Raw genomic sequence first — 18,213 nt, 5'->3', positions numbered from 1 at the left:
GAAGGGTATGCAACAGGCTAACACAAAAGAGAGGATAATTTTAGGCATCGACCCCGGTACAGCAGTTATGGGATACGGATTGGTTAAGGAAACYGGTCCTAAAATAGAACTTATTGCCCTTGGTGTTGTAAAAATGGAGAAGCTGGACGACCATATGCTGAAGCTGCAGCGCATTTTTGAAAAAACCGTTGCCCTTATTGATAACTACCACCCAGATTGCCTGGCTATTGAGGCGCCCTTTTATGGCAAAAATATCCAGGTAATGCTTAAACTGGGTAGGGCGCAGGGGGTGGCTATAGCTGCTGCGCTATCACGCAATCTGGATATTACAGAATATGCTCCCCGTAAAATAAAGCAATCAATAACCGGTAATGGCAATGCCACCAAAGAGCAGGTAGCCGCCATGCTGCAAAACTTACTCACCTTTAAAGAAACGCCCGACTTTTTAGATGCTACCGATGGCCTGGCTGTTGCTGTATGTCACTCTTTTCAGAGGATGACCACCGGGAGTAGGTCCGGCCCGGGCAGTAAAAAATCATATTCCGGGTGGGATACATTTGTGAAAGATAACGCGAAGAGGGTAGTTTAGGGAATGTGAAAATGTGTTTATTTGAAGATTTGAAAATGAATCAATCAATTTTCAAATCTTCAAATTCTCAAATTTAAAATGCTGCTTTTATCTTATCCTTGGTAGCGCTTAGCTCCTCGTTGGTAAAGCTCAATTTAGGGCGGGCGAAGTTAAGATCATTCACCTGGTTCATAGGGATAAGGTGGATATGGGCATGGGGCACCTCAAGGCCAATAACCGCTACACCAACCTTTTTGCAGGGAATGGCTTTTTTAATAGCTGTTGCCACTATCTTAGCGAAGATTTGCAGGCCAGTATAGGTTTCATCATCCAGGTCGAAAATATAGTCGACCTCTTTTTTAGGGATCACCAGCACATGCCCTTCGGCCAGCGGACTAATATCTAAAAAAGCCAGAAACTCATTACTCTCGGCCACAACGTGTGCCGGAATCTCGCCTGCGAGAATTTTTGAAAAGATGGTCATTATCTATTGATTAAACAGTTTGAAAATTTGAGAATTAATAGCTTTTCAACCATTTTCAAATTATCAAATCTTCAAATTCGTAAATTAAAACTACCTGGACACTTCCAGGATCTCAAATTCAATTTTTCCGGCCGGTACCGTGATCTCAATTTTTTCGCCTACTCTTTTGCCCAGCAAGCCTTTTGCAATAGGCGATGCTACAGATATTTTACCTGTTTTCATATCGGCTTCGCTTTCTGCTACCAGCTGGTAGCTCATAGTGGCGCCGTTTTTCAGGTTCTTTATTTTTACTATCGATAAGGCAAGCACCTTTGATAAATCCAGTTTAGATTCATCCAATAAACGGGCATTTGCCAGTGTTTCCTGCATCTGGGATATTTTAGCCTCGTGAAGCCCCTGGGCTTCTTTTGCAGCATCGTATTCCGCGTTTTCTGATAAGTCGCCTTTATCGCGGGCTTCGGCAATAGCCTTTGATATGTCCGACCGTCCGGTTGTTTTTAACTTTTGTAATTCTTCTTTTAATTTCTCTAAACCTTCTTTGGTAAAGTATGATACCTCTGCCATAACACGTAAATTAATTATTGTTTATCCTAATGGTTATCCAAAAAAAACCGCCCTCCCTTTTTTAAGAAGGACGCAATGACTATAAAAACAAACAAGACTATATGGGCATGCCTACATAGTCTTGTTTGTGTATTTAACGAAGATAAGTGATTTAAGTTTTAATATCCAAATTTTTTTGATGGAGAGCAGTGAATGGTTGATTGAATTAGATTGGTTAAGCTGCAGGCACTTATTTATTTTTCAATCAATCAAATTAATCAGCTTCTCGGCCATTACTTCACTAATCTTTCGGTACGAGTCAAACGTCCAGCCGGCAACGTGAGGGCTAAGTATAACCTTATCACTTTGTCGCAGTTCCTCAAACCAGGCTTGTTCGGTAAGGGCAGGGAATTTTTCCACTTCCAGTACATCCAGTCCGGCGCCTAAAATTTTGCCTTGTTTAATGGCATTCAGCACAGCGCTTACTTTGGCCGTTTTACCCCGGGAGGTATTAATGAAAAATATGGGCTTTTTAAAATGGAACAGGTATTCGTCATCCACCAGTCCGTTGGTTTCTGGTGTGAGGGGAATATGCAGGCTAAGCACATCGCTATTTTTAACTATTTGTTCCATGCTTACCTCACGGACATATTTGTCGCTAAAGTCGGTTTTGTATTTATCATAAGCAATTACGTCAACCTGGAAACCGGCTAATTTACGGGCAAAGCTACGCCCCATATGGCCATAGCCTATAATACCCACCGTTTTACCTTTTAGCTCATAACCCCGGTTCCCTTCACGATCCCATTTGCCCGCCCTGATCTCGGCGTTGCCCCGGTTAAGGTTGTTCATCAGGGAAAGTAATAAGCCTATGGCATGCTCACCTACAGCATCAGAGTTGCCTTCGGGCGCATTTATAAGGGTAACGCCTTTCTCTATGGCATAAGCTTCGTCGATATTATCCATGCCGGCACCTGCCCGGCAAACAAAACGCAGGCTGGTGGCTGCATCAATTACTTTTTTATCAACCAAAAATTTGGAGCGGATAACCAACCCGGCGTAATTGCCAATGATCTGCAAAGCTTCTTCGGTTTTTATTGTGGGCCTGTAATCGCATTGGTATCCCCTGGCTTCGGCCTGCTCCATAAAAATGGGGTGTACATCATCAACAATAAGAATGTTATTTTTCAACTGAACTTAAAATTTTTTATGAAGCACAAATTTACGAAACAGCCATGATAGTTATGTAATTACCTGTTTATACCTATAACTTAATTACATAATACCGACTAATAACCTGCCACATTTGACAACCAAATAAACTGGCACGGGAATAGCATGGATAAGTTTATAAGGATTTATACCCGTTACATTTAACTCAATAATCCAATGGTATCATTAAAAAAAGCAGGCACCGATATAAGACGCTACTCTGAACAGCTCTCGCACGATGGATTTAAACAAGTATTTGATCATATAGATCAATTCAAGATCAAAAACGGCGTTGATAAGCTTGGTTTAGATAAATTTATTAACCAATGTGCCATCATGGCGGCCGGTACAGGCGCTATATCCGGCAGCGGCGGTGTTTTAACCATGGTAATAGGCATGCCCGTTGATGTGCTGAACTTGATAACCCAGCAATTCAGGGTTACTATGGCTATTATGTACTATAACAGGGGCAGTTACCAGATGGGCTTTGAAGAGTTTATGAAATTGGTTGCTATTTCATTTAAGGTAGAAACAGGCGTAGCCCTAACCAAAACCATGATGGAGGGCATTGCCGAAAAGATAATCCTGAATTTAGGTGTACGCACCGCCGAAAGGTTAGTGCCTGTGGTAGGTGCTGTAATTGGCGGCACCACCAATTACCTGTTTATTAAACGGATGGCCAAATCGGTTAAAGAAATGCAAGGTGAACCACTGGTTATACAGTTGAGTTAAGGTTTCGGCATCTGTTTTATTTAGATACATGCCGGAAGCTTCCGTGGCGCAGTTCAACTTCAACTGTGCCGGCTATTGTGCCAATCAAAGCAAATATCAGCTCAAAAGGATAACGTTTTAAGGTAGATAAAAAACATTGGCAATTGTTTTTATTGACGGGAATTTCATTGTGACGGGGTTTAAGCTACCAATGCAACTACATTTTGTAAAATATATGCGTTAAAAATGTAAAGTACATGGGCTGTAATTGCATTTCACACATTAGTGTTTATATTTGCGGTCGCAAAAAACGTCATTTTATATAATATAATGAGAGAAATACAATTCAGAGAAGCGCTAAGAGAGGCCATGGTCGAAGAAATGCGCAGCGACGATAAGATATACCTGATGGGTGAAGAAGTTGCTGAATACAACGGAGCCTATAAAGTAAGCCAGGGTATGCTGGATGAATTTGGTGCAAAACGCGTTATTGATACGCCCATCTCTGAATTAGGCTTTGCCGGTATAGGCATAGGCTCGGCTATGAATGGATTGCGCCCTATCATCGAGTTCATGACTTTTAACTTTTCGTTAGTAGCTATCGATCAGATCATCAACGGCGCGGCCAAGATCATGTCGATGAGCGGTGGCCAGTTTTCTGTGCCAATCGTTTTTCGCGGCCCAACCGGTAACGCAGGTATGCTTAGCTCACAGCACAGCCAGTGTTTCGAGAACTGGTATGCCAACTGCCCTGGTTTAAAAGTGATAGTTCCATCAAACCCATACGATGCAAAAGGCTTATTAAAATCAGCGATACTTGATCCTGATCCGGTTATCTTCATGGAATCAGAATTAATGTACGGCGATAAAGGCGAAGTGCCTGAAGAAACCTACTATATTGAAATAGGTAAAGCTAAAGTAGTAACCGAAGGCACTGATGTAACGTTGGTAGGTTTTGGTAAGATCATGAAAGTAGTTATTGCCGCTGCTGCCGAACTGGCAAAAGAAGGTATCAATGCCGAAGTGATCGACTTACGCACTGTACGCCCTATTGATTATGCAACTGTTATCAATTCGGTTAGAAAAACAAACCGTTTAGTGATTATTGAGGAAAGCTGGCCTTTAGGTTCGATAGCTACCGAAGTTGCTTTTAAAGTACAAAAAGACGCCTTTGATTATCTTGATGCGCCTATTCTGCGTATTATGGGTGGCGATGTGCCATTGCCTTATGCGCCAACTTTAATACAGGAATACCTGCCAAATCCGGAAAGGGTTATTAAAGCAGTTAAAGAGGTAATGTACGTTACTAAATAATAACACGATTACACGGTTTTAGGATTGACAGGATTTCTTGTCGCCTTTAAATTTAAATATGCAAAGAGCCCTGTATTAAGTACCGGGCTCTTTATTTTTATATAACCTACAATGGAAACATCAAACGTAAAAGATAGCAACGGCAACATTCTTAATGATGGCGATTCGGTAACGCTGATTAAAAGCTTAAAAGTTAAAGGTGGCGGTGTCACCCTCAAACAAGGCACACTGGTAAAAAAGATTCGCCTTACCGATGATGATAAAGAAGTGGATTGCAAAATTGACGGCATGAGCATTGTACTAAAAACCGAATTTTTGAAAAAAAGATAGCCGCTATGCTATTTGATTTTTAATCTAAATATCAATAATTTAGATCATCACAAAACAGCGGCGGGCATTAATAGCTATTTACCTGCCTCTTTTTTTAGTGATGCTGAGCATAAATTTCAACAGTATTAGTATTACTACGCATAATACTGTTGGCATAGTAGCGGCTTCTATATCATCAGTATTGTTTTTAGTTTTGATAGTGGCAGCTTCTGTGTTTTTGACAAAGCAACGGATAGCAAAGTAAATCGCACATCATTAATCGTCAAAATAATCTTTGTAAATTTTAACGGGTTTAACATCAGGAACCGTATTTTTAGATTGGATGATATACGCCATCTTGCATAATTTCCCTATTTTAGGCACACAAACACCATGAGCATGCGAAATCTCCTTTTAAAAGGCTTAAAGCCCTTTTCTTTCATCTTATTAACATCAGCTATTTACGGTAGCGCCTTTGCCCAAACCACACCACCAGTAGTAAAGGCTGAAACCGCAGTTAAAGCACCGGCAGCAGGGATTATTACACCGGTTATCCTGATAGATAGATTTTTTAAAAGCTATGATAAGGAAAGCACCACAAAAGCGATGTTGGATATTTTTAAAACCAACCCGCTTATTGATACCAACAGCCTGATAAAATTGATAACTAAAATAGATACCACGCGCAGTGTAATGGGGCCTTATCTTGGTAAAGATTTAATTGCGCAGCGTAAGGCATCAAACAGTTTTGTACTTTACAGCTACCTTGTAAAACACCAAACACAGCCGCTAAGGTTTACATTTATGTTTTACAAACCTAAAAATGACTGGGTAATATTCCGCCTGTATTTTGATGATGCGGTGGCAAGCGAACTTGAGCAATCTGCAAAAATAACCGGGAAGCCATAAAGGCTAAAGGCCTTTTGACGAAGCTTAGGGCTTTTAACCCTAAGCTTTCAGCTAATCGCTATATCTGTCGTTACGCCAGGGGTAGGCAGTGTTTGAGTAACCTCGGTCTTCCCAAAAGCCTAATTGGTTTTCGGTTAAAAACTCAATGCGCTTTATCCATTTGGAGCCTTTCCAGGCATATAGCTGCGGGGTTATCATACGTACTGGTCCGCCATGCTCAATTGGTAAAGGTTGCCCTTCAAAAGTATGCACCAATAACACATCGGGTTTTAAGGCTTCCTCAAGCGAAATATTGGTGGTGTAGGTATCATATCCATAGCACATGATGTGGGTAGCATTTTCATGAGGATGCACCAATGCGGCAAGGTCAAGCAGGCTCACTCCCTTCCATGGCATATCCAGTTTTGACCATGTAGTAACACAATGAAAATCTGATGTGTCTTTGGTTTGCGGCAAATTCATAAACTGTTTCCAGGAGAGCTTTACCGGGTTTTCAACGGCGCCATCTATAGTGAGCCGCCAGCGATCGGTAGGTATATTGGGTTGATAACCCAGATCAAGCACGGGCCATTTTGTTGTGATGGTTTGCCCAATTGGAACAACCGGCATGCCATGCCTGTTTATCTTGCCCGATCCGCGTGGTGTCTCATCAGCAACAGAAGGCGTAAGCTTCATCTTTTCCTCAAACCGGGCCTTAAGTTTCATCCGGGCCTCGATAATACGATCAAGTTTTTCAGATTCTTCCATGGTATTAAAGGTACAAAAAAGCTTAAAGCACAAAGCTGAAGGCAGAAAGCTTTTTTTGGGTAAAAGCAAAGGCTTTAAGCATAATGCTCAAAGCCTTTGATATAAATTTTTGGAAAAAAGCTTTCTGTTTTTAGCTTTAAACCTTTTGCTTAAACAACAGTTCCTTCTTTAAGCTTTTCTGCATTCTCTGCAAATTGTAATGCTTCCATTATTTCCTGCAGATCGCCGTTTAATACGCCGGGCAGGTTGTATATGGTTAACCCTATACGGTGCTCGGTTAAGCGGCCCTGGGGATAATTATAAGTACGTACCTTGGCCGATCTGTCACCGGTGGAAACCATGGTTTTACGTTTTTTTGATGTTTCTTCGAGGTGCTTTTGCAGCTCCATTTCGTAAACCCTTGAACGTAATACCTGCAGGGCTTTATCGTAATTTTTTAACTGCGATTTTTGATCCTGGCATTGTGCCACAATGCCCGTAGGGATGTGAGTTAACCTCACGGCCGAATAGGTGGTATTCACCGATTGTCCGCCCGGGCCCGAGGCGCAGAAAAGATCCTTACGGATATCGCTCACCTGCAAATCAATATCAAACTCATCAACCTCGGGCAATACCACAACAGATGCGGCAGAAGTATGCACACGGCCCTGCGTTTCGGTATCCGGCACGCGCTGTACGCGGTGCACGCCCGATTCATATTTTAAAGTACCATAAGCATCCTCGGCGTTTACGTTGAATACAATTTCTTTGTAGCCACCACTTGTACCTTCGGTATAATCAACCAGTTCGGTTTTCCAGCCACGCTTTTCGCAATAGCGCATGTACATGCGGTAAAGATCGCCGGCAAACAAAGCTGCTTCATCACCACCTGTTCCGCCACGGATCTCCACAAGGGCATTTTTAGAATCCTCCGGATCTTTGGGGATCAGCATCAAGCGGATCTGCTCTTCTTTTTCCTCCTGCTGGGTTAGCAGCTCGTCAAGTTCAGATTTTGCCATTTCACGAAATTCTTCATCCTTTTCGGTAGCCAGAATTTCTTTGTTGCTGTCAATATTGCTCATGATGTTGCGATAAATGTTGTACTCATCAACAATCTTGGCCAGGTCTTTATATTCTTTATTCAGCTGGGCATAGCGCTTCATGTCCTGCATAACTTCAGGATTGCTCAATTCACCTTCAACGTTTTTCCAGCGTTGATATATCAGTTCTAATTTCTCTAACATAATTTGTTTTCAATAGCTAATCGAAGCAGCTATCCTGGGTGATGGTCCGGCTAAGAAATGCGTCACGTTTCGGTCGGTTTATAGGCTTGCTTCAAAAAACGCACAAAAATACGCATTTTAGTGCATATATTTTTTCAGGGGATTGTAAGTTCTGCTGAAATAGTAAGTCGGTCGATTATAGTCGATTGTCAAAAACTTTTATTGACTATTAACCGTTTGCTTTTCAAAATATTCCAGCTTAAGCTCATTGCCATCAAACACGGCGTAGGTGTAGTAGTTCACCCATTCGCCCAGATTAATGTACCGGGTTTGGGGTGTAAGCTGTATATCCAGCGGTAAATGGCGGTGGCCGAAAATAAGATAGTCGTAATAGTTCGCCTTCAATTCCTCCCGGCAAAAGCTAACCAGCCATTCCTGTTCTCCGGGTTTAGGGTTTTCTTTTTTCTGATTGCTTATGCGGCTATGGGTTGACCAATAATTGGCTATGCCAACACCTAAATTAGGATGCACCCTGGCAAATAGCCATTGACAAAAACCGCTGCGGAAAAAGTTTTTTAAAACCTTGTAAAACCGGTCGCCTGGTCCAAGTCCATCGCCATGATGAAGAAAAAGCTTTTTCCCATTACGTTCAATAACTAATTCATCACTGATGATGGTTGCACCAAGCTCGTTTTTAAAATAATCAAACATCCACATATCGTGGTTGCCCTTAAAAAAATAAAGCTTTACGCCGGCGTCGGTAAGTTCGGCCAGTTTGCCCAAAAAACGGATGTATCCTTTGGGTACTACAGTTTTATATTCAAACCAAAAATCAAATACATCGCCCATTAAAAACAGTTCGGCGGCATCGGCTTTTATGGTATCCAGCCAGCGTACTATCCTGTCTTCGCGTTCGCGGCTGGCAGCGTACCCGCCGGTACCTAAATGAAAATCAGAAGCAAAATAAAGTTTGTTACGGGTTGGCATACCTGCAAAAATACACTTAAACGATGAAAGGAAAAAATCAACCTCAGCCCAACCGGCGAAGGGGGAAAGGGGAAAATATTAAAACATACAACTGAAAATATACCTCATCTGCACAGATTATTTGGGGATACAAGCAAACAACGGGCTATCTTCAGGGTTATAAATCATATATTAAACAATAGAAATTATGCCACTTCCCGAAAATCCAAATCTTGATGATAGCCAGGATGAAAAAGATCCCGGTAATGAATATGAACAGAATGAAGGCAAGGATACAGGTAATGAACGCCTGGACAAGGATATTGCCGATACTGCCGGTATTGATGCCGCAACCCGGGCCTCGGAGGCCGCTTTTACTTTAAATCTTGATGACGATATAGCCCCGGCTCCGGATAAAAATCAATAAACACGAATGCTTGCAGGCTGGCTATAATTGAATCGAATTTCACGAATTTTAATAGGGCACGAATACTTGCAGGCGGGCTACAATTGAATCGAATTTCACGAATTTTAATAAGAGGCTCGAATACTTGAAAGCGGGCGACAATTGATCGAATTTCACGAATTCTTAAATGGGATAGATCCAATCTAATCATTTTGTAATTCGCAAAATTCGTGCAATTAGTGTTTCAATTAAAATTCTTTGTACAAGCCAAACAACATTTGGCCCTCGGTGATTGGCTGTTTAGCAACCGTGCGGCCACGTACAAGTGTACGGCCGGTGTAAGTGATTTTTGGTCCGGTTGAGTTAATGTAATTTCCCTTTAAAAATAAACCCCAGCCAGCGCCGGTGTTTAAGCGGATGGCTGCACTACCACCATAAGCAAATGCGAATTTATTTGAACTTTGCTGAATAAACTCTCCGGTTTGAGCATCTACTCCTTGTATCTGTACCGCTACCTGTGGTGTTGCAAAGCTTTTTATTGCCCCGGCCGATGCCCTGAAATCAAAGGAAAAAGCATGCCATACCAAAGTGTATTGTGGCCCCAATAAAACGTTAAGGCTTCTGTAGCGTTTGTTGGCAGTAACTATCGAGCCATCGGCTATATAATCGTCTGTGTATCCTTGTGAAAGTTTTGCATCATCATCATAAGTTAAGTTTCCCTGGTCCTGGTAGCTTACGGTGTAGCCTAAAGCTACACGCTTAAAAAAGTAATGAGCACCGTCTATAGAATAAACTATACCTTTTTTTGCAAAACCAGCTTTCGGATTGCTATAGTCAGCTACTTTAAATGCACCAAATGGTTTCGACAAACCTGCACCTAAACTTATATAGCTTTTAGATTTTTCGGGAGCCACATCATCATCCTCTTTAATATCCTGGGCTTTTGAGTTAAGCGCTATCAGCATACAAAAAGCTGCAGCAAAAAGTGTAAAAGTTTGTTTCATGTTTTAATAGTCCTAATAATAAATAAGGTTTGCTTTTGCCCTTGTTATTTGGTTTAGCAAACGTGTAAAAAAATGCATTATTATCATTACCCGTACTGATAATAAAAAACCAGTCGCCAATAAATAATTATACATGCCAACCGGCAAAAGCATCAGCAGATGCCTCATTTTAATTACGGCTGCTAATATAGCTTGCCCCGCTCAATTAAATGGCAGAAATGGGCAAAATTAACAACTTTTAACCTTTATTGACTTAATCATTTGCTGGCATTTGGCTCAAATCCCTATCTTTAGTTCCCTGTAATTTAAATCCCGATGAAAAAAACAACCTGTTTATTTGCATTAGCTGTTTTATTTTGCAGCTATACCTACGCACAACAAATGAATATTAAAGCACTGTTATACCCCCAAACAAAAAAGGTTGATACCATTGATACTTATTTTGGCACCCAGGTGCCCGACCCCTATCGCTGGCTGGAAAACGACCAGGCTGGCGATACTAAAGCATGGGTAAAAGAAGAAAATAAAGTTACCCAAGGCTACCTGCAACAGATCCCTTATCGCGAAGAAATGCGCAAACGCCTGGAGCTGCTATGGAACTACGAAAAGTACAGCGCCCCGTTTAAAGAAGGTAAATACACCTACTTTTATAAGAATGACGGGCTTCAAAGTCAATCTGTATTATACCGCCAGCTGGGTGATAACAGCACCCCCGAAATATTTTTGGATCCCAACAAATTCTCGGCCGATGGCACAACATCATTACAGGGGATAGACTTTACAAAAAACGGCGACCTGGCCGCCTACCAGGTCTCGGAAGGGGGATCAGACTGGCGCAAGGTGATTGTGGTAAAAACAAGTGATAAAAGTATGGTGGGCGATACGCTTGTCGACGTAAAATTCAGCGGCCTTGCCTGGAGAGGTACTGATGGTTTTTATTACAGCAGTTATGATAAACCCAAGGCAGGCAGCCAGCTATCGGGGCTTACACAATATCATAAATTGTACTATCATAAACTGGGTACACCGCAGAGCACCGATAAACTCATTTTTGGCGGCGATAAAACACCCCGGAGGTATATAGGTGCTTACCTTACCGAGGATGAACGCTTTTTGGTGATCAGTGCGGCTACATCAACCACCGGGAATGAGCTTTACATTCAGGATTTGAGCAAACCGGGCAGCCAGATTGTGAACGTGGTTGATAATTTTGATAACCAGCATTCGGTATTGGATAATGTGGGCGGCAAGTTGTACATCATCACTAATATTTATTCGCCAAACTTTAAAATTGTTACGGTGGATGCGGAGACCCCTACCATTACCCACTGGAAAAACCTTATCCCCGAAACAAAGAATGTATTAAGCGCCAGTACGGCGGGTGGAAAAATCTTCGCCGAATATTTAAAAGATGCCACTTCACTTGTACAGCAATATGATATGGACGGAAAGCTGGAGCGTACTATCACCCTGCCATCAGTAGGTACTGCGGCGGGTTTTGGAGCTAAAAAGGAAGAAAAAGAAACCTATTACACGTTTACCAGCTACGTGTACCCGCCAACAATTTTTAAGCTTGATATCGCAAGCGGGCAATCAACCGTCTACAAAAAATCGGGGGTAAAGTTTGATCCTGAACTGTACGAATCCAGACAGGTGTTTTATACATCGAAGGATAAAACAAAGATCCCGATGATCATTACCTACAAAAAGGGCACAGTACTTAATGGCGAAAGCCCTACATTACTATATGCTTATGGAGGTTTTGGTGTAAGCCTAACCCCGGCATTCAGTACATCAAATATTATCCTGCTGGAGCATGGCGGTATCTATGCTGTACCCAACTTGCGTGGCGGCGGCGAGTATGGCGAAACCTGGCACCGCAAGGGGATTAAAATGAAAAAACAAAACGTGTTTGATGATTTTATTGCCGCTGCCGAATATCTAATCAAAAACAAATACACTTCAAAAGAGCGTTTGGCTATTTCTGGTGGCTCAAACGGGGGATTGCTTATTGGCGCTATGCTTACACAGCGGCCCGATTTGTTTAAGGTAGCTTTCCCAGCTGTGGGCGTTTTGGATATGCTGCGTTATAACAAGTTTACAGCCGGTGCCGGCTGGAGTTATGATTACGGAACAGCGGAAGATTCAAAAGAAATGTTTGAATACCTGTATAAGTATTCGCCATACCATGCGTTACAGCCACGGGAATACCCTGCAACAATGGTTACCACTGCCGATCATGACGACCGGGTAGTGCCTGCCCACTCTTTTAAATTTGGTTCGCGTATGCAGGAATACCAGAAAGGGGCCGAGCCCGTGCTTATCCGGATTGAAACAAATGCCGGGCACGGCGCAGGCCAGTCAACCGCACAGGTTATAAGCGGCCAGGTTGATAAATGGGCCTTTATGTTTTGGAATATGGGCGTGAAGTGGTGAGTAGTGTACTTGAATTTTAGAATTAAGGGCCTGATATGTCGAAATTTATCGCATATTTATCAAACTAAATCGATAATTATGGCAAGCCGCTATTCCCGTTACTTTGCTGCAATAATATTAACTTTTATGGCCATTGGTTCTTTCGCCCAAAAACCCAGGGCGCGCGATATCGGGATCCCTTTTGAAGGCACACCCGGTAAAAACAATGCCATTACCGATGTGGCCGGGGTGGAGGTAGGTTACAGCACTATTATTTCGGGTTCGGGGAAAAACGTTATTGGCAAGGGGCCGGTGCGTACCGGTGTAACTGCTATTTTTCCTAACGGGAAAGTAAACCATCGCCCGGTGTTTGCCAACTGGTATACCCTTAACGGCAACGGCGAAATGACCGGAACTACCTGGCTAACCGAATCGGGCTTCCTGGAAACACCGGTGATGATTACTAACACCAATAGTGTGGGTGTGGTGCGTGATGCTGTATTGAAATGGTTTGTTGATAAAAACTGGTATGGCAATGAACAATATTGGTACACCTACCCTGTAGTAGCCGAAACCTACGATGGCGGGTTAAATGATATTTATGGTTTCCAGGTAAAGGAAAGTAATGCCTTTGAAGCGCTCAACAACGCCACTGGTGGGCCGGTAAAAGAAGGCAATATTGGCGGTGGTACTGGCATGATGTGCCTGGGGTTTAAAGGTGGCACCGGTACAGCATCAAGAGTGATCAATATTAACGGCAAATCCTATACTTTGGGCGTACTGGTGCAGTCAAACTTTGGCCGGAAAAAGAACCTGACCATTGCAGGTGCACCCGTAGGGCGTGAATTGAAAGACACGCTTAATTACGAGATAAAGGCAGCTCCGCAATCCAAACACCAGGAGGGCGATGGAAGCATCATTGTGATATTGGCTACAGACGCACCCCTGTTGCCCCACCAGTTAAAAAGACTGTCCGAACGGGTTGCTTTAGGGGTTGGAAAAGTTGGCGGGCGTGGCGAAAACGGTTCGGGAGATATATTTCTGGCGTTCTCCACGGCTAACCCTGCAGTTTTTAGCAGGAAAGACAATACCCAGGCCGAAATGTTGGCTAACGACCAGATGAACCCCCTGTATGAGGCAACCGTGCAATCTGTTGAAGAGGCTATTATCAACGCTATGGTTGCCGCAGATACCATGGAGGGTATTAACGGTAACAAGGCTTACGGCCTGCCGCACGATGCCGTAATAAGGGTATTAAAAAAATATAATGTGGTGAAGTAACAAGAGGCTATATGAAACAATATTTTTTATCTGCTACAATACTGTTATTCAGTATTTTATCCTCTTTTGCCCAGGATGGAAAGCCAAACCTCAATATTGTTTTTATCGGCAACAGTATAACACAAGGCGTACAATTGCCCAATGCTGCAACCGATGCACCTCCGGCTACCGCCGTTGCTTATTTACGTAAACAAGAAAATTTGGGAACAGTTGAGTTTAGTAACCAGGGCCACAGCGGTTATACCACACTCAACTTTTTGCCCGGTGCAGGCGATACATTTACCAAAGTTGAAACAGCAGCCAATGCTTTTACAGACAAAGAGGCATTACTGATCTTTTCGGTTAAACTGGGTACTAACGACAGCGCGATACAAGGCCCACGCGGCGCACCGGTATCGCCCGAAAATTATATCCAGAATGTAAAAACCATTATTGATAAACTGCTGGCTGATTTTCCAAAAGCCATTATCATATTGCAGCACCCCATATGGTATAGTCCTAATACTCAAAACGGTGCGAAGTATTTGCAGGAAGGTTTAACCCGGCTGCAAAGTTATATCCCTAAAATTGATAGCCTGGCAGCAAGCTACTCAACTACAAACCCTAAACATGTTTTTGTTGGCGATAAAAAGGCCTTTAAATATTTCAGGAAACATCACTTAACAGATCTGATCCCGGAAAATGGAAAACAGGGAATATTTTACCTGCATCCTAATAAACAAGGTGCAATTGCTTTAGGCGAGTTTTGGGGCAAGGCGATCAATAGGGTGGTGAAGGATAATTTTTAATAATGGGTTTAATTAAATAGCATGAATTATTTTAAGCACTGTTGCATTTATGCTATTATGGCCTGTTTAATACTTACAGCCTGTCAATCTGCACCATCAAAACAAGCCGGAGCTGATAGTATTAAGATTTCAAAATCACAGCTTAAAAATATTGCTTATACAGATCCGTCAATTAAAGTTATTCATGTGTTTGTTGCTTTATGTGATAATAAATACCAGGGTATTGTTCCGGTACCTCCTAAAATTGGAAACGGACAGGATCCGGAGACTAATTTGTATTGGGGCTGCGATAATGGCGTACGTACTTACTTTAAAAAAAGTAAAGAGTGGCAATTGGTAAAAAGTCAAAAGACCGGAAAAATGATAATGGAGCGACTGATCTTTCGACATCGTTCTCAAAAAGTTTACCTTGTTGCCGATGCCTGGGATGGCCGGGCTATTGAAAAAACTACCGAAGATTTTTTATACTGCTGTGCCGGGCAGTTAAAGGATACTGTGCATTATAATAAACAGGTTATAGGTATTGGCGGTAATGCACAGCTATTGGCCTATATAGGCCATGATGGGTTGATGAATTTTAAGCTGCCCAATAATTTCAAAAATGTCGACGGTAAAACAAGAGATTGTATTATACTGGCATGTATTAGTAAAAAATATTTTGGCAGTTTTATTGATCAGGCTAAGGCTTATCCATTGGTTTGGACTACCGGCCTCATGTGTCCCGAGGCTTATACTTTACATGATGCCATTACCGGTTATATTCAAAATGAATCACATCAAAAAATCAGGAGCCGGGCTGTGGCGGCTTATGTAAAATATCAAAGATGCAGCGTAAATGCTGCTTCTAATCTATTGGTGTCGGGTAAATAATTTAAAGACCGCCACACACACAGCTACCTTTTACCTTTCGACTTTAGCCCTTCACCTCGTATCCCCCCTCGCAATTGTTAACAATCTTTTTTTGAATTGTAAAGGTATTCTTCTCAACTTCGCAGTCCGAAATTTGATGTATGATATCTCATTCTAAAAAAATAGCTGCAGAGCTTTCTATTTCAGAGAAACAGGTAAGCGCAACCCTTGCTTTGCTTGATGAAGGCGCAACCGTTCCGTTTATTTCCCGTTACCGCAAAGAGGTTACCGGCACGCTTGATGAAGTGCAGGTTGCCGAGATCCGCGACAGGGCACAACAACTGCGCGACCTGGATAAACGCCGTGAGGCCATCCTGAAATCGCTTACCGATATGGGCAAATTAACTCCAGAATTGGAAAAGCAGATCAATGAAGCCGAAACCATGGTTACGCTGGAGGATATTTACCTGCCTTATCGCCCAAAACGTAAAACCCGTGCTACCACTGCCCGCGAAAAAGGCCTTCAGCCATTGGCCGATCTGCTGCTGGAGCAACGCAAAGCTGATTTGCAAACCGAAGCCGCTGTATTTATTGATGCCGAAAAAGGCGTAAACAGTATAGAGGAGGCATTGGCTGGTGCAAGGGATATTATTGCCGAAACAGTAAGCGAAAATGCAGAAGTACGTACCCGCATCCGTGAATTGTTTGTGGAGAAAGGAACATTTCAATCAAAAGTTATCGACGGTAAAGAGCAGGAGGGGATTAAATATAAAGACTATTTTGATTGGACCGAGCCTGTAAAGTCGGCTCCATCACATCGTATCCTGGCTATGCGCCGCGGCGAAAAAGAGGAGATCCTTTGGCTGGATATTAAACCCGCCGAAGAGGAGGCTATTGCTGCACTGGAAGATAGCTTTGTTAAAGCCAGCAATCCATCTGCCGACCAGGTAAAACAAGCCATTGCTGATGGCTATAAGCGCCTGCTGAAACCATCTATGGAAACAGAGGTGCGCCTGCTTACCAAAAAGAAAGCAGATGAAGAGGCTATCCGTGTTTTTGCCGAAAACGCCCGCCAGCTTTTGTTAGGTGCGCCGCTTGGTCAAAAACGCGTAATGGCCATTGATCCCGGCTTTCGTACAGGCTGCAAGCTGGTTTGTTTGGATGAACAGGGTAAACTGTTGGAGAATACGGCCATCTATCCGCATACGGGTGCAGGCCAGGCAAGAGAGGCTGAGAAAACAGTACAACACTTGTTCGAAAAATATAATATCGAAGCTATTGCCATAGGCAATGGCACCGCAGGCCGCGAAACGGAGTTGTTTGTGCGCAACCTTAACCTGCCAGGAGTAGCCATAGTTATGGTGAACGAAAGCGGGGCTTCTATTTATTCTGCATCTGATGTGGCAAGGGAGGAGTTTCCAGATAAAGATATAACAGTGAGAGGTGCGGTTTCTATCGGCAGAAGGTTGATGGATCCATTGGCCGAGTTGGTAAAAATCGACCCGAAGTCAATCGGTGTAGGTCAGTACCAGCACGATGTGGATCAGAATAAATTGCAAACATCATTAGATGATACTGTGATGAGTTGCGTAAATGCTGTAGGTGTGGAGTTGAACACAGCATCTAAACAGATACTGGCTTATGTATCGGGCCTTGGGCCGCAATTAGCGCAAAATATTGTGGAGTACCGCGATCAGAACGGTGCTTTTAAACGCCGTGATCAGCTTAAAAAAGTTCCCCGCCTGGGCGAAAAAGCTTTTGAGCAGGCAGCGGGTTTCTTAAGAATCCATCATGCTGAAAATCCGCTCGATTCCAGCGCGGTACACCCGGAGCGTTACAGCTTATTGGAGCAAATAGCCAAAGACATGAAATGTACGGTGAAGGACCTGATGGGCGATGCCGCTATCCGTAGGAGTATCCCATTGCAGAAATACACATCAGAAACGGTTGGTTTGCCTACGCTGAATGATATCATGGCCGAACTTGCCAAACCGGGCCGCGACCCGCGTGAGCAGTTTGAGGCTTTCAGTTTTACCGACGGCGTAAACGCTATTGGCGATCTGAAAGTGGGAATGAAGCTCCCTGGCATAGTAACCAACATTACCAATTTTGGTGCTTTTGTTGATATCGGCGTACACCAGGATGGCCTTGTACATTTAAGCCAGATCACCAACCGCTTTATTAAAGATCCCAATGAAGTGCTGAAGGTGCATCAAAAAGTAGAGGTTACTGTTACCGAAGTTGATGTAAACCGCAAGCGTATTGCGCTATCAATGAAAGAAAATGATAAAAGCAATCCATCCGAAAGAAGAAATGAAGATAGAAGGCCGGTTGTCAACAAGCCATCATTTAATAAGCGGCCCCAGGAGGCTCCTGAAACGGATATTGCAATAAAACTGGCGGCTTTGAAGAATAAATTTAAGTAGGGATTGGTCTCACCGTCTCCACGCGCCGTACAAGGCACGAAGCAATCGCATGCGATACAGAGCGGATATGCAAAGTTTC

General features: G+C 42.9%; 18 protein-coding genes. 11 read left to right on the top strand and 7 right to left on the bottom strand.

The annotated features are described in order from the left end of the window. The first annotated feature begins 7 nt into the window (after positions 1-7). Positions 8-589 (top strand): crossover junction endodeoxyribonuclease RuvC, encoded by a 582-nt coding sequence (gene ruvC, locus AC1DO4_RS11845; protein ID WP_477415973.1) that lies wholly within the window; start codon positions 8-10, stop codon positions 587-589. A gap of 73 nt (positions 590-662) precedes the next feature. Here ruvC and AC1DO4_RS11840 read toward each other — a convergent pair whose 3' ends face one another. The 3 genes from AC1DO4_RS11840 to AC1DO4_RS11830 all read right to left on the bottom strand — a co-directional run bounded on the left by AC1DO4_RS11840 (position 663) and on the right by AC1DO4_RS11830 (position 2,786). Then, positions 663-1,055 (bottom strand): HIT family protein, encoded by a 393-nt coding sequence (locus AC1DO4_RS11840; protein WP_477415991.1) that lies wholly within the window; start codon positions 1,053-1,055, stop codon positions 663-665. Positions 1,056-1,142: 87 nt separating this feature from the next. Continuing rightward, a complete protein-coding gene (gene greA / locus AC1DO4_RS11835; RefSeq protein ID WP_477415971.1) occupies positions 1,143-1,616 on the bottom strand; it encodes a transcription elongation factor GreA in 474 nt (157 codons plus the stop codon). 240 nt (positions 1,617-1,856) lie between these two features. Next, entirely contained in the window at positions 1,857-2,786 is a 930-nt protein-coding gene (locus AC1DO4_RS11830) for an NAD(P)-dependent oxidoreductase (protein ID WP_477415969.1), read from the bottom strand. A gap of 198 nt (positions 2,787-2,984) precedes the next feature. On the opposite strand from AC1DO4_RS11830, the gene AC1DO4_RS11825 reads away from it, so the two are divergent. The 4 genes from AC1DO4_RS11825 to AC1DO4_RS11810 all read left to right on the top strand — a co-directional run bounded on the left by AC1DO4_RS11825 (position 2,985) and on the right by AC1DO4_RS11810 (position 6,050). Then, entirely contained in the window at positions 2,985-3,539 is a 555-nt protein-coding gene (locus tag AC1DO4_RS11825; RefSeq protein WP_477415967.1) for a hypothetical protein, read from the top strand. 309 nt (positions 3,540-3,848) lie between these two features. Beyond that, a complete protein-coding gene (locus AC1DO4_RS11820) occupies positions 3,849-4,832 on the top strand; it encodes a pyruvate dehydrogenase complex E1 component subunit beta (protein WP_477415965.1) in 984 nt (327 codons plus the stop codon). Positions 4,833-4,943: 111 nt separating this feature from the next. Continuing rightward, complete coding sequence (locus AC1DO4_RS11815) at positions 4,944-5,162, top strand: zinc ribbon domain-containing protein YjdM (protein WP_310504195.1); 219 nt, start codon at positions 4,944-4,946, stop codon at positions 5,160-5,162. A gap of 378 nt (positions 5,163-5,540) precedes the next feature. Next, positions 5,541-6,050 (top strand): hypothetical protein, encoded by a 510-nt coding sequence (locus AC1DO4_RS11810; protein ID WP_477415963.1) that lies wholly within the window; start codon positions 5,541-5,543, stop codon positions 6,048-6,050. Between the two features lie 51 nt (positions 6,051-6,101). Here the strand turns inward: AC1DO4_RS11810 and AC1DO4_RS11805 are convergent, their stop codons facing one another. The 3 genes from AC1DO4_RS11805 to AC1DO4_RS11795 all read right to left on the bottom strand — a co-directional run bounded on the left by AC1DO4_RS11805 (position 6,102) and on the right by AC1DO4_RS11795 (position 8,986). Then, complete coding sequence (locus tag AC1DO4_RS11805; RefSeq protein ID WP_477415961.1) at positions 6,102-6,797, bottom strand: sulfite oxidase-like oxidoreductase; 696 nt, start codon at positions 6,795-6,797, stop codon at positions 6,102-6,104. A 149-nt stretch (positions 6,798-6,946) separates the two neighbouring features. After that, entirely contained in the window at positions 6,947-8,020 is a 1,074-nt protein-coding gene (prfA, locus tag AC1DO4_RS11800) for a peptide chain release factor 1 (RefSeq protein WP_477400731.1), read from the bottom strand. A gap of 198 nt (positions 8,021-8,218) precedes the next feature. Then, on the bottom strand, positions 8,219-8,986 hold the full coding sequence (locus AC1DO4_RS11795; RefSeq protein WP_477415959.1) for a UDP-2,3-diacylglucosamine diphosphatase: 768 nt from the start codon (positions 8,984-8,986) through the stop codon (positions 8,219-8,221). A 187-nt stretch (positions 8,987-9,173) separates the two neighbouring features. On the opposite strand from AC1DO4_RS11795, the gene AC1DO4_RS11790 reads away from it, so the two are divergent. Beyond that, positions 9,174-9,392, top strand: coding sequence for a hypothetical protein (locus AC1DO4_RS11790; RefSeq protein WP_477415957.1), 219 nt, complete (start codon positions 9,174-9,176; stop codon positions 9,390-9,392). Between the two features lie 227 nt (positions 9,393-9,619). Here AC1DO4_RS11790 and AC1DO4_RS11785 read toward each other — a convergent pair whose 3' ends face one another. After that, positions 9,620-10,375: a hypothetical protein gene (locus AC1DO4_RS11785; protein ID WP_477415955.1), complete on the bottom strand. Its 756-nt coding sequence runs from the start codon at positions 10,373-10,375 to the stop codon at positions 9,620-9,622. A gap of 315 nt (positions 10,376-10,690) precedes the next feature. Here AC1DO4_RS11785 and AC1DO4_RS11780 point away from each other — a divergent pair, with 315 nt between their 5' ends. From AC1DO4_RS11780 to AC1DO4_RS11760, 5 genes are all read left to right on the top strand, one after another. Next, positions 10,691-12,811, top strand: a complete 2,121-nt coding sequence (locus AC1DO4_RS11780; RefSeq protein WP_477415953.1) for a prolyl oligopeptidase family serine peptidase — start codon at positions 10,691-10,693, stop codon at positions 12,809-12,811. Positions 12,812-12,889: 78 nt separating this feature from the next. Further along, positions 12,890-14,071 carry a DmpA family aminopeptidase gene (locus tag AC1DO4_RS11775; protein WP_477415951.1) on the top strand — a complete coding sequence of 394 codons (1,182 nt, stop codon included), beginning with the start codon at positions 12,890-12,892 and terminating at the stop codon, positions 14,069-14,071. A gap of 11 nt (positions 14,072-14,082) precedes the next feature. Next, on the top strand, positions 14,083-14,859 hold the full coding sequence (locus AC1DO4_RS11770; RefSeq protein WP_477415949.1) for a GDSL-type esterase/lipase family protein: 777 nt from the start codon (positions 14,083-14,085) through the stop codon (positions 14,857-14,859). 57 nt (positions 14,860-14,916) lie between these two features. Then, the gene (locus tag AC1DO4_RS11765; protein ID WP_477415947.1) at positions 14,917-15,729 is read left to right on the top strand and encodes a hypothetical protein; all 813 of its coding nucleotides are present in this window, start codon (positions 14,917-14,919) and stop codon (positions 15,727-15,729) included. A gap of 140 nt (positions 15,730-15,869) precedes the next feature. Beyond that, positions 15,870-18,134: a Tex family protein gene (locus tag AC1DO4_RS11760; RefSeq protein WP_477415945.1), complete on the top strand. Its 2,265-nt coding sequence runs from the start codon at positions 15,870-15,872 to the stop codon at positions 18,132-18,134. Positions 18,135-18,213 lie beyond the last annotated feature (79 nt).

It is taken from the genome of Mucilaginibacter sp. P5_A6, assembly GCF_056400585.1.
Note: the sequence above shows the minus strand (reverse complement) of the source record. Positions and strands in the feature narration are given on the sequence as shown.